General features: G+C 52.2%; 7 protein-coding genes and 1 pseudogene. All 8 read right to left on the bottom strand.

The genetic code is table 11. From position 1 onward, the window contains the following. Position 1 precedes the first annotated feature (1 nt). Entirely contained in the window at positions 2-973 is a 972-nt protein-coding gene (locus ACLU9Q_RS11320) for an ABC transporter permease (protein ID WP_296835320.1), read from the bottom strand. A gap of 49 nt (positions 974-1,022) precedes the next feature. Next, positions 1,023-2,510: an ABC transporter substrate-binding protein gene (locus tag ACLU9Q_RS11315; RefSeq protein WP_296835318.1), complete on the bottom strand. Its 1,488-nt coding sequence runs from the start codon at positions 2,508-2,510 to the stop codon at positions 1,023-1,025. Positions 2,511-2,864: 354 nt separating this feature from the next. After that, positions 2,865-4,382: a response regulator gene (locus tag ACLU9Q_RS11310; protein WP_296835316.1), complete on the bottom strand. Its 1,518-nt coding sequence runs from the start codon at positions 4,380-4,382 to the stop codon at positions 2,865-2,867. Beyond that, positions 4,354-6,108 (bottom strand): sensor histidine kinase, encoded by a 1,755-nt coding sequence (locus ACLU9Q_RS11305; RefSeq protein WP_412625262.1) that lies wholly within the window; start codon positions 6,106-6,108, stop codon positions 4,354-4,356. Before ACLU9Q_RS11305 ends, ACLU9Q_RS11310 begins: the two co-directional genes overlap by 29 nt. Positions 6,109-6,275: 167 nt before the next feature. Further along, positions 6,276-9,395: an alpha-mannosidase gene (locus ACLU9Q_RS11300; RefSeq protein WP_412625261.1), complete on the bottom strand. Its 3,120-nt coding sequence runs from the start codon at positions 9,393-9,395 to the stop codon at positions 6,276-6,278. An 18-nt stretch (positions 9,396-9,413) separates the two neighbouring features. Continuing rightward, a complete protein-coding gene (locus tag ACLU9Q_RS11295; protein ID WP_412625260.1) occupies positions 9,414-10,721 on the bottom strand; it encodes a glycoside hydrolase family 125 protein in 1,308 nt (435 codons plus the stop codon). A gap of 52 nt (positions 10,722-10,773) precedes the next feature. Further along, complete coding sequence (locus tag ACLU9Q_RS11290) at positions 10,774-11,520, bottom strand: discoidin domain-containing protein (protein WP_412625270.1); 747 nt, start codon at positions 11,518-11,520, stop codon at positions 10,774-10,776. Next, a pseudogene (locus ACLU9Q_RS11285) lies at positions 11,521-13,443 on the bottom strand (endo-beta-N-acetylglucosaminidase); the annotation flags it as partial. It abuts the gene before it with no gap. Between the last annotated feature and the right edge of the window lie 14 nt (positions 13,444-13,457).

Genomic DNA, 13,457 nt, shown 5'->3' with positions numbered 1-13,457 from the left:
CTTAAATAATTCTGTTCTCGTTATCGATCTTACTTACTACCCAGTTTGCAAACAGGATGGTACCGCAGCTGCAGATCGCCTGGAAGAAGGACGCTGCCGCTGTCTGCCCGATCGGTGCTGTCGACTGGATAGAGTTGTAAATAAAGGTATCAAACGTCGATACTGTGGTGTACAGGGATGCAGGGATCCCTCCTGTTACCTGATAGAACAGACCGAAATCGGAGTTGAAGATCTTACCGCAGTCGAGGATCAGCATCATAACGAATACCGGCTTGATTCCCGGAAGCGTGATGTGCTTCATCTGCTGCCACTTGGTCGCTCCGTCCATAACCGCCGCCTCATACAGAGACTGGTCGATACTTGTAATACTTGCCAGATACATTACCATGCCGTATCCCATACCCTTCCAGGTATTTAAGATGATCAGGATGAACGGCCAGTATTTGCTTTCCTGGTACCACATGATCTTCTCGCCGCCGAGAGCGGTGATGATGCCGTTTATGTAACCTCTCTCCGGAGTGAGCAGCGCGTACACGAAGTAGCTGATCACTACCCATGACATGAAGTACGGCAGGAACATCATGGTCTGGTAAATCTTCGAGCCCGTCTTGTTCCTCATATTGCTCAGAATCAACGCTCCGCCTACAGCAACCGTCGCGCTGATGATAATGAACGCGATGTTGTAGAGGATGGTGTTTCTCAGCAACATGGTGAAAGCGTTTGACGTAAAGAAAAACTTGAAGTTTTTAATTCCCACCCAGTCACTTGCAAACAGGTTGTACAGAAATCCGTGTCCGCCCGGCGCCAGCTTGTACTCCTTAAAAGCAATGACAACACCGAACATCGGCAGATACGAAAAAATCAAATACCAGAGCACGGTCGGCAGTGATAACAGCGTCAGCTCTGTATCATCCTTCGTCCATCTCTTTCTGTCCCTCTTTTTCGCGGGAGCTGTTGTTTTCCTGGTTCCCATTCTTTTTGAACCTCCCTTTCCTGTTATGATGTTGGGGCAAAAGCCCATCTCATCTTGTTTCTTTCCACTCATCGACCTGGCGCTGCATCTCGTCGATCACCTTCTGGATCCCGGTGGTCTCCAGCTTTTCCTGCAGCTTTGGAAGATATTCGTCAGGATCCACACTTCCCGTGTAGAGCGCCTTTCCAAATTCATCCAGCACCGTCCGGAAGCCTGCTGCCTGTGTGCTGACCGGCTCCACATCGAAGTCGAATCCAAAGGACGGCGCCTCCTCAGAGGCATCGTTGAATTCCTTGAATACCGCCCATTTGTCCAGCGGTTCATTTTCCAGCACATAGGTGTTGAACAGACCGCCCTGCACCCAGTATGCGACGGAGTAGTTTCTGGAAGCTCCTTCGATCAGCTTCACTCTGGTATCGTATATGTACGGCTTGCCCTTGGCTTTCTCAGCTTCCGCCTCCGATACCGCAACCCGTTCCCAGTGAACGCCCTCGATGCCATAATTTAAAAGGTTTCTCAGATACTCATCCGTATTGATCAGATTCAAAAGCGCTACTGCCTCCTCCGGATGACTGCTCTGCGCGTTCACCGCGGTCAGCGCTCCCCGCGCCGATGAGTTTGTAATACTGGTGTCCATGATCGGGGACGTTACCACCTCATAGCCAAGGTCCTTTCCCCAGATCATTTCTGCGTATGGTTGTCCATCTCCTTTCGTCACAAAGCGTTTTACTGCTTTATCGTCCGATGCTATCGCTGCATCCTGATTGATATAGCCCGCCTGATAATATTTTCGCATGGTCCGCAGGGTTTCCTTCATCCGCTCTGTCTCGAAGACGTTTTTCACCGTCAGCGTGTCGTCCCCGTACTCAATGCCGACCGGATCGAGAATCTTATCCATGTACGTCGGCGCTGTGTAATCCTTTGTGATGTAAAGCGGAACCACATCCGGCTCGTTCTCCTTAATCACTTCCAGCCACGGCTCCAGATCCTCCAGCTCATGCAGCTCCTCATACGGAATGTCGTATTTGTCCACATATTCTTTTGTGAACACCCACATCGGCATGTTGCCAAGCTCCTTCTCGCTCGGCACACCGTAGATGCTTCCCTGCACCTGCGCCGCCTTCCAGAATCTCTCGTCGATATTCTGATACATCTCCGTATCTTCGAGCAGTTCGTCAAGCGCGAGAAAAACTCCTTTATTTGCATTCTGCAGATAATCGTTCGCCCACGAGCAGGTGAAGCAGAGATCCCAGGTACTTCCCGTATTGATCACCGTCTGCATCTTCTGCGTGTAATCGCCGCCGGGAATACTTATGATCTGCAGGCTCACACCAAGCTTGTCGACGGTGTACTCATTTACCTTTCTGAGTACCAGGTCGGCATCCTTCTGCGTTTCCCCAAGCTGATACCAGACAAGCTCTACCGTCTCCCTTCCGGTCTCGCTCTCCTGCGCTTTCCCGCACCCGGTCAAAATACCGGAAGCAATTATTCCGGCAACCGCAAGTATTCTACATTTTTCTGCAAATTCTTTTCTCATCGCTTTCCCCTTTGTGTAAAATAACTATACCATTTCTAAATTTTTTATAAAACTTGAAAACTTTTAGATTCCTTGGACAAATTCTAGTAATAAAGCCCAGTCGCCATGTAAGAACGCTGTGTGAGCTTGCTCACATATGCGTTCCTACATGCGCGACGCTAACCCGTATGAGCAAAACAGGTACCGAGCCAAAAGCGAGGGACCGATTTGCGAATGCGGGTAGGATTGCGGGAATGCGTCAGCATGGAGCAATCCGTGGGCTTTATTCGTGGTGGACGTCATGGCTGTATGAGCAAAACAGGGTCCAGGCAGGCGGCGCAAAAAAGCTGCCCCCTTTTCAGGACAGCCCTTCTCTTAATACTTTTTCATTTCCCGCAAAGACGCTGGCGCCACTCCGTAATGCTGCTTAAACTTCCGGTAAAAGTAACTGGTATCGGGATATCCAACTTCTTTCGCAATGTCGTTGATCTTCATGTTCGTGTTCAGTATTAAGTCTTTTGCAATTTCTATTTTCTTGCTGCTCAGATATTGGGTAAAGGAGCAGCCCACCTCCTTCTGAAAGATCTGTCCCAGATAGGAAGCGTTCATGTGATACTTGTACGCCAGCGTTTTAAGGTTCATATCGTCGCGATAATTTTTCTGCACTTCCTCCAGGATCTGCCGCACTACCGGCGTATACTGGGAATTTTCTTCATGCATGTAGCGGATGATCTCATTTACCTCAGAGATAAACAGCGCCTTGATCTCAAAGATATCGTCCGCCCGGTACACGTTTTCCAGAAGCTCCGGCAGGTCATGCAGCGTACTTAAATCCTCCAGTTTATATTCCTTCTTGATCTCCTGCAGAAGCATACCGATGCGGAGCGCCATCTGATAAATGGAATCAATGGAAACGCCCTTCTTTACATTATTGATAAAGAGGTCCTCGATATAATCGAGCGCGCCCGCGTTCTCCTTTTTCAGGATCAGCTTACCGAGCTGCGCGGCGTCGATCGCAATATCCTCGCTCTTGCGCGTCTGGATATCCGCCTCATTCAGGCAGCTTCCGTAGCCCTCCACCACCAGATATTTCTGGAGTTTCCGCGCCTGCTGGTAGCTCTCCGGAAGGTCTTTATAATCATAAAACACCGGTCCGATGCCTACAAAGGTGAGGATGTCAAACTGACTCTCAATCTGATTCTGAAGCATCTGAAAATACTCCTTCACCTCCTGTGCGTCCTCCCTGCCCGTAAGCAGCATCAGCAGGCTGTCCGGCGGCAGATGCACGATACGAAGATCCTGCTGCTCCTTATTGAGCGCAAGGATCATATCCGTAATCCGGTTCTCCTTCACGCTTCCTGTGCTCCATTTCATCACCGCCGCCCATACGGGGCTTCCGTCCGAAGAAAGCTTTAGACGCTCGCAGTGATACGCGCTGTCCTGGGCGGCTGTTTTCCCTGAGAGAAACTGCAGCCACTCCGTTTTTTCATCAATATACCGGATCTTTTTCTTTTCCAGCTCTTCGAGCCGCAGAACCGCCTCCTTCAGCTTATTCTCCAGCTCCTCCTCATTGATCGGCTTTAAAATATAATCCTCCACCTCCAGGCGGATCGCTTCTCTTGCGTACTCAAATTCATCGAAGCCCGTCAGAATGATGAAGCGGACGCGCTCTTCCCTGCTGCGGATTTCCTTTAAAAGCTCCAGACCGTTCATCTCCGGCATCTCAATGTCCGTGATGATAATGTCCACCGGCTCCTTCTCCCACAGCTCCAGCGCCTCCACGCCGTTATACGCCATGTGGACCAGGGAAAGCCCAAGCTCCTCCCAGCGTATAATGCTTTTGATTCCCTGCAGGATCCATTCCTCATCTTCCACGATCATTACTTTCCTCATCACTCTCTCCCTCCTGCGGCCGATACGTTAAAATTACCCGCAGTCCGCCTGTTTTTACATTTTCCAGCTCAAGCCCGTAGCGGCTCCCGTATACCGCCTTGATCCGCCGGTTTACGTTCGCGATCCCTATGGACTTTGTCTTATCCATTTTATTTTCCCGAAGCTGCCTGTTTTTCTCCGCGATCTCCTCTTCCGTCATTCCCCGGCCGTTATCCTCGACGATGATCGCAAAATCCCCGCCCCGCTTTTCTACCATAATCCTAATGAAATTGTCATTGTCGCGCATCCGGATGCCGTGAATAAAATAATTCTCGATGATCGGCTGCAAAACGAACTTGATGATCGGCACCTGCATATATTCCAGCGGGCAATCCACACCGGACTGAAACTGCTTCGGATAGCGGTACTCAAAAAGCTCCATGTATTTTTTGCTGTAATGCAGCTCCTGCGCGAGCGTGATCACATCCGCCTCCTTGAGCTGGCTGCGGAACGTCACTGCCATGCTGTAGAGCATTTTCCCGACCTCCTGGTCGCCGTTGCAGATCGCCTTCATGCGGATCGCTTCCAGGGTATTGTAAAGGAAATGCGGATTGATCTGGCTCTGCAGCGCCGCCATCTCCGCATTTTTCTGCTCGATCTCGGCAAGGTAGCTCTTCTGGATATGCAGATCGAGCTTTTCGCACATCTCGTTAAAGTGAAGCGCGATCACGTCCAGCTCGTCCCCGTTATTTGGCGCATCAAGGCGCGCCGTCAGATCTCCTCCCATAACCTTCGTCATGCCGTCCAGGATGCGGTCGAGACGTGTGGAAACACGCCTTAAATACCAGTTTACCAGACATTCGCTGACAAAAAATGCCGCGACGCCGACCGCAAAGATCATCACCCATCTTCCAAACGGCATCCGCGCAGCCTCTATCTTTTTCAGATAGCTGATGACATTTAATTTATCCGGGTTTGACGTCTGCACATATGCTTTGAGCTTCGTCTCAAGCTGATGCGCCCCGCGCGCCGTCTCCAGCTCTTCTGCCGGAAGCTCCCCGGCGGAATCGTAGATCATCGTACCGTTCTCGTTATAGACCACCAGTTCTGACAGCTCATAGCTGCTTCGGATCGTCCGAAAGCGATCCGCCCCGAACGTCACGATCATAGCGCCCATGCTCTGCATGGTATTCGGGTCGCGAACCTCTTTCAAAAACGAAAATTCCCCCTCCTGCGCCAGATCTCCGCTCCTGATATTTTCAAGCGTCTCTTTGCCATCATCTGTGTGGTAAACGCCCTGCCCGCCGGTATACGCCGTCAGATCGCCCTTTTCATAGCTGACGAACGCCAGCCGGATAAGCGACGGATACATCTCGAACGCGCTCGCTGAGAAATCCTCTATCCCGTGATAATCCAGCAGGTAATACTGTGAAAAGGAATCCAGCCGGTATTTCTGATATTCCTCCGTGCTGTCCGAGAGATAATGCAGCACATCCTTCAGCTCCATATTAGAATTGTAAAGCTCCTCGTGCAGGTAATCGGCAGCATTGGAGCAGTTTTCCACATACGCGACCGCCTCCTCGTGCGCCATCTGCAGAAATTCCAGATTATTTTCCAGGTAGCGCCGTCTCATGCTGGTGGTAAAATAAATCATCAGCGCCAGCACCACGCACGCAATGACTGCCGTATAAATAAAAAGAAGCTTGTTATATAGTTGTTTTGGACTTTTCTTCTCTGTCTTCTCCATACCTGTCCTCCGGCAAAATACACAACCATTATAGCAGGTTTCTTTGTGCAAATCCACTAAAATCATCAAATAGCTACAGCAAAAACAAACTATTTTCACAAGAAAAAGAGCCAGGATCGTGCCCGGCTCTGTCACGGTCCGCGCAATAAATGCGCAAACGTTTCCTTTTACAGTGAGATCAGAATCGTCTTTATTTCATAAGCGTGAAGGTCAAGCGCGATCTCCTTATCCCGCGACCATTCGCCGAGCGGACGCTCGCGCAGATCGCACTCTGTCCATTCCCGGAAGGCAAAGCCCGGACGCACCGTCACCTTCTGCGCGGAGCCTGCAAACTCGTGGAAGCGGATAACGAGATATTTTCCGTCCTCCGATTTCTTCACCGCGTCCAGCTCCACCTGATCGTTGTCGAAGGTTACAAAGCTTTCCGCTCCAAAGGTGCAAACACCCTCCGCCGTCTGCATCGGATCGTTCAGCGCATACGCCTCCTGCACCACGTTTCCTTCCACGAAATCTCCGCTGTGCGGAAGGAGCGCGTAGGTGAATACGTGCTGTCCCTGATCCTGCAGGTGATCCGGGTGCGTGCCTGCCTTCAGCAGACTGATACGTATCACATTGTCTTTGATGTCATGACCGTACTTGCAATCGTTTAGGAGACTGACGCCGTAATTTCTCTCGGACAGATCCGCCCAGCGGTGCGCCACGCTCTCAAACCGCGCCTGATCCCAGCTTGTATTCCAGTGGTTCGGACGTCTCACATTGCCATACTGCACATCATATGTTCCGTAAGTAGAGCGGATGTCTACCGGGAATGCTGCTTTCATGAGCTGATGCTGCTCATGGTAATCCACGAACGTCTTAAAGTCGATTCTTCTGTTGTCGCTGTAGAGCACCATATCCTGTGCGATGAGGGAGCTCATGTAATTCCACTCCATATGAATCTTCATCTGCAGCGCGCCGCACTCCGTTACCTCAAACTTTGTCAGATCGGTGATCTCGCGCATCTTCTGCTGATAAAAAATGTCGATATCCCAGGCGTCGTTGTCGAGCGGCTTATCCTCGAACATCTGCAGCACGTTCGCACGCTCGCCCTTCGGAAGCACCTCGCGCCCGAAGGTCTTGTCAAACAGCCGTGTGATCTGTCCATAGCCGTTCAGGGAAATGCTGTAGTACGGTGTCTCAATATCTCTTCCGTTGATGGTGAAGGCTGCCTTTGTCTCCGCCGGAGCCTGCTCCTTAAAGAAAATCGCTGCCGTACCCATCGCCGGAACGTCCTTCACCTCCACGTAGGTGACGTCTCCCGCCTGCTGCGCGGTCAATTCATTGCCGTCTGCATCACAGTAAACACCCGCCCGGTCATTCGGAACCATTACGATCTCGCCTCTCGTCCATGCGGAAGCGTTAAATACCGTGTAGGAATCCGGCTTTTCTTCAAGCAGATCCGCCAGCGCTCCCTGGCATACACCCTGCGCAACGCTTTCAATGTATTCGTAATCCTTCCTGGAGTCCTCATATACCTCGTGGATGGAGGAGCCCGGAATAATGTCGTGGAACTGGTCTGTGAGGATGTGCTTCCAGCCCTTCGTCAGCTCCTCCTGTTTTGCCTCTGCGATACTGCCCTTATTCACAGCGTCCATCGCAGTCAGCCACTCCGCTCTCCGGTAAAGAAGCTCCATTTTGCGGTTCATACGTTTATTGTAGCCCTGGCTGGTGTAGGTGCCTCTGTGGTATTCCAGATACAGCTCTCCGTCCCAGGTGTGCACATACTGGTCCGTCTCCTCCACCGTCTCATGCAGCTTGCGGAAGTATTCCGCCGCCGTTGTAATCTTCAGATTCGGCAATCCCGGAATTTTGTCGATCCTTCTGCGATTCTCCAGCATATCACGGTTTACGCCGCCGCCTCCGTCGCCGTAGCCGAAGGAGATCAGCAGATCCTTATTCATCTGCTTCTCGCTGTATGCCTCCCAGGTGCCCTTTACCGTCTTCGGCGTCAGCTTGCCGTTGTAGGTGTAGAACCAGGAACCCGGCTCGCTCCACGGGTCCGGCGTCGTGATAAAGTGCGTCAGCACCTCGCTGCCGTCGATGCCCTTCCACATAAAGGTGTCGTGCGGCATACGGTTATACTGATTCCAGCTGATCTTTGTCGTCATAAAGGTGTTGATGCCCGCTTTTTTCAGAATCTGCGGCAGCGCCCAGGAATAGCCGAACACATCCGGAAGCCAGAGGTATTCCACCTCTTTACCAAATTCATCCTTGATAAATTTACTTCCGAGCAGAATCTGTCTGGTGAGCGACTCGCCGCTGGTGAGGTTGCAGTCCGCCTCCACCCACATTGCGCCGTCCGCTTCCCAGCGTCCTTCCGCCACGCGCTCCTTGATCTGCGCGTAAATCTCCGGAAAATCTTCCTTCATATATTCATAGATCTGCGGCTGTGTCTGCAGGAAAATGTATTCCGGGTACTGCTTCATCAGGCGAAGTACCGTTGAGAAGGAGCGTGAGCCTTTTTCTCTGGTGTGCTTCAGACGCCACAGCCACGCCATGTCGATGTGCGTGTGTCCCACGCAGCTCACGTTCACGGAGCTGTTTTTGTTCATGCCATCGATTGCTTCATTTAAGAGAACATCCGCCTCGTGAACGCTCTCGTAGAATGCATCGCTCCCCGGATAAGACCAGTCGATGCAGTGGCACGCCTCGTCGAGCGCTCTGCGCAGGTCGTGCTGGATCGGGTCAAACTCATTTAACTGTCCAAGCGTCTCCCATACCATCTGCGCCATGTAATAGAAGTCGTCCACCTGCTCGTCCAGCCACGCCAGATCTGCGCGCGCAATGCGGTGCTCCTGCTCGGTCGGCACGCCGCCGCCCTCCAGCCCGGACCAGAGACGGAAAGTGACATCCATCACCCTTCCGCAGTTTATATCCTCAAAAAATGCTTCTTTATGATTTACATCCACGCCCTGATACATGCTGCCGTTTAAGTACAGCATGGACTCAAAACCGGAGTTGTTTCCCGCGCCGGTGTTTCCAAAATCAAAAATTCCGACAATCTTTCTGCCCTTCCACTCTGCCGGAACCGGGATTTCCTTATGCATCCACAGGAAACGGTCGCGTCCCTTCCAGGTATCGCCTGTGCGCAGGGTATCCCACCCCTCAAAGGATGTCGGAAGCGCCGGGTTTACCACGCCCTCGGTGTCTTCCTTTACTGCAAATTCTTCCAGACGGATAATGTCGCGGTAGCGATACTCCTGCAGTTCCGTAATCCGTCTCTCCAGTTTTCTGTCCGTTAAAAACATAGCTGCCTCCTCGTTTTATCATATAAACTTCACTTTATATCCGCAATAATCCATCACAAGTTCGCTGAACATTGCATTTGCCCAGGCAAACCATTCCCTTGTATACTGTGTGTCATCGTCCGCGCAGAAGCCCTCGTGCATCAGTTTTTTGCCGCCGTCTGTGGAGACTGCCAGCATGATCATCCGCCGTTTTTCCTCCGCCGTCTGTGCGGTAAGCCCCTGCATACATAATGCAATATGCCAGATATATCCGGCCGGCGTGTGGGGACTTCCGATCCCCGCTGCCTTCTCTCCTTTGTAGTAGAAAGGATTTGTCTCACTTAAAATCAGTTTTCTCGTATTCTCCGCCACCTCGCGGCTGCGTCCTTTATATCCGATATAATCCATGGATAAAAGGCTTGGCACGTTGGCGTCATCCATCAGATTAAATTCGCCAAAGCCGTCCGCCTCGTATGCATACACCTCGCCGAAGCCCTCCCTGCGGGTGATGCCGTATTTTTCAATGCCCTCGTAAATTTCTTCCTTCAGCACTGCCGCCTCCCGCGCCATCTCCGGGAGCTTCAGCACCTCGCGGGCAATCTCCTCCAGATAGCCGAGCGCCACGACCGCAAACATATTGGACGGGATCAGATAGCCGTAGGTGCAGGCGTCATCGCTCGGACGGAAGCCCGACCAGGTCATTCCAATGCCCTGTTTTACCAGCGGCCCCCTGCCGTCTCTGGAAAGAGTGTCCGTGTAGTAGGTATTTTTTCTTGTAAACCGGTAGGTCGATTTTTCCTCGTGATACTGCTCTACCCGGAACACCGTGAGAATCTTCCACGCCGCTTCCGCAAAGGCGCGGGTGAACTGATCGGTTCTGCCGGTGTTTTTCCAGATAAGATACGCAAACTGGATCGGATAGCAGAGCGAGTCGATCTCGTACTTCCGCTCCCACAGCCAGTCGTTCATTTCCGTTTCGTCCTTCTCCCAGCAGTTTCCGTTCGCCTCCGCGTTGAAGGCGTTCGCATAAGAATCAATGCAGATATACTCTGCCTGGCGCTGCGCCGCGCCCACCAGGATATCGGCGATCTTTTTGTCCTCTTTTGCCGGAATCAGATAGGGACGGAGGGAGGCCGCCGAGTCTCGCAGCCACATAGCCGGGATGTCGCCCGTGACAATGTAAACCGTATTGTCCTCCATATGATGAACGGCAGTATTTAAGGTATTTGTGTAGCAGTTTTTAAATGTCTCATATACCTGCGGCTCCTGCGCAAATACTTCCTTTACGGTATCCAGTATGCGACAGATCGACTCCGGAATCTGTCTGTTCTTTAATTCTGCTGCCATGTTCAGGCCCTCCGTCCTTTTTCACATTTATGCGGGGATCAGCCCCTTGTTATCATGACACGGTCTCCGCCTCCGCGTCAAGCGCTGTTTCTGTGCCGTACACTTCGATTTCGTAAATACGCGCCGCCGTGTCGGACCCCTGCGTCGGCTTCACTACCGACAGCTTCACATATCTTGCATTTACCGGCGCGAAGGTATCAAGCGTTTCGCCGCTGGTGTTCTTTGTGACGGATGCCACCGGTGTGAAGGAAAGTCCGTCGCTGCTTACCAGAATGGTGTATGCCTTCGTGTTCATGTCAGCGCCCTCGCCGCCTGCCTCCGCGTGGGAAATCTTCACCTGGCTGACTGCCGCTTCCTCACCGAGATCAATCGTGATCTCATGAGGCGGTGTGCCGGTTGCGCACCATTTCTTTGTCACGTCGCCGTCCACTGCGAAAGGCGGCGCCTCGTTATCGTTTACATAAGCCGTCGCTTCCACTTCCCTGCCTTGGGACAGCAGTGTCAGCGCGCCGTCCTTTTCCACCGCAGAGGAAACAACGATCAGTCCGTTATAGGTCTGCTCCGCCTCGCCGGAGGAATTCTTTGCCGTTACCGTTACGTCATAAACGCCCTCGTTCTCATAAGTAACGCTTACACTCTCGCCCTCTGCCGTCTCTTCGCTTGCGCCCGGCATCAACCAGGAAACGTTCTCCGTGTTCTGGGAGCACGCACTGGTAAAGGTTACCTTGCTGCCCGGTCCGACAAGCGTCTGTGATGCGGTCAGCGCTGCTTTCGGCAGACTGTTGTCCGGCCAGTCCATAGATACGGTCACACCCTCGCCCTCCGCGAGCAGCTCGTTTACCGGAATTACCATAAAGTCTGATTTGTTTGTTTCTCCCGTGCGCGGAAGGGTATTTACATAGAAGCAGGTCGTGTTCGATACGCCGAGCAGAGAAATTGTCTTGTCATCGTTCACACGATATACCTCATAACAGGAATCCTCCAGCGTGCTCTCCCAGGAAAGGCGGACGCCCGCGTACATACCGTCCTCGTCAAACTCCGTACCGTCCACCGTAAGATTGCTGATCTCTGCGTTTTCCTTCTCCGTCTCGTTTGTGATCGTAATGTTTCCAAAATTGATCTGGTAAAAGCTGTTTTCCGTCGCCGGGATAATCTCATAAGAGATCTCACGGATTTTCTTTCCTGCATATTCGGAGATATCAAAGCCGATGGTCGTCCAGCCCTCGCCTGCCTTTGCATCGGCGTTTACGATCTCTGTGGTCCCGTCGTCAAAGGTGAGGATCGCATTCAGATCCGTCTCAGCATCTGCCTTTACGGTCGTTGTAAATACCGTTGCTTCCTCAACCGGCAGATCTGCGCTGTACATGTGGATCACAGAGGACGCGCCCGCCGCCGTCTTGCCGTACAGCTTCAGAGAAGTGCCGCCGTACCATGCATTTCCAACGTCGAATGCTGCAGTCAGATTATTTTCTTCCTGGTCGATCATCCAGCGGTAGGTCGGCAGAATATCGCCGATGCTGCGGTTGTTCCAGTCAAGCGTGGAAATCTGCTCGCCCTCTTTGTAGAAGCTGTAGCCGCTGCCTGTGTTGAAGTTCGTGATAAACGGAAGCTCCGTGATCGCCGATTTTTCAACTACGTATGTCGCAACACCGTGCCACTGATCCGCAGAGGTATATTCCACATCCACAGACGGATCGCGCTTGCTGTTTACCCAGAAGGTATTTTCGTTCTTGTGGAAATCATCCAGCGTGGAGGCGGAGAAGTACGCCCAGCTCGGACAGTAAATGCCGAGGGAGGTATGAGAAGCTCCGTCCCCGTCTGCAAACAGATCCCAGCGGATCGGTGTGTTGTAGCCGTTTGCCTGCACGTCAATGCCCGCATAAAGATCATACGGATCGATAGCAAGCTCTGCTGCCTTTTCTGCAGATGCCTCCAGCAGCTTTTCATCCGCCAGTTCCTCATCTGTCCACCAGAAGTTTAAGAACATTTCGTCTGCAACCGCATTGCCCTCCCCGTCCACAAGGTATGCTGCGTTTGCGTCGGTCAGCGCATTCTGCCAGTCCATCTCGCCGTCGACCGTCATGGAATCGTAGTAAACCAGACGAAGCTCCGGCGCTTTTTCCTTAAAGTATTTTATAAAGAGCTGCATCGCATCCGCATGCTCCTTCGTCAGCGGCTCCTCCTCGGTGCCCTCCGTCTCCTGGTTGATGAACCAGCCGTCAAAGCCATAGGTCTGCGCCACCTCGATCAGCTTGTCCGCCATCGGGAAGCTTCCATCCTCAGCCTGCGCAAGGAAAGTGTTCAGTCACTCCATCCTGCCGCCTGCAACGCCCTGCGGGAAGAATACAGTACCAATTACCGGAACACCGTTCTTGTGTCCTAAATCTGTCACATCCGGGCTTGGCGGAACGATCAGACCTTCGCCCGAAGAGCCACCCCAGTATACCAGTTCATCCACATACTGCCAGTAAGTAAAGATGTTGCAGTTAGCCGAATTGAGACCGTGGGGCGCATTTCCGCTCGTGCTGGAGTTCATGATGGAGATCGCCATCACCTTCGTGTCCGTGTTCTGCGTGCTGTTTACCGGAGTCAGATTTTCCTTATCCACACGCTTTGCCAGCGGAACCGTGCTGACATTATACTCCAGATCCTCGTCCTCTTCTGCATTCCACTCAAGAAGCTGCTCCGGGAACCAGTAGGAGGATTCCGGCTGGTCGTTCATCACCAGCTCCTTGT

The organism is Marvinbryantia sp., assembly GCF_047017445.1.
Classification (GTDB): domain Bacteria; phylum Bacillota; class Clostridia; order Lachnospirales; family Lachnospiraceae; genus Marvinbryantia.
This window is presented reverse-complemented; position numbering and strand designations above follow the sequence as displayed.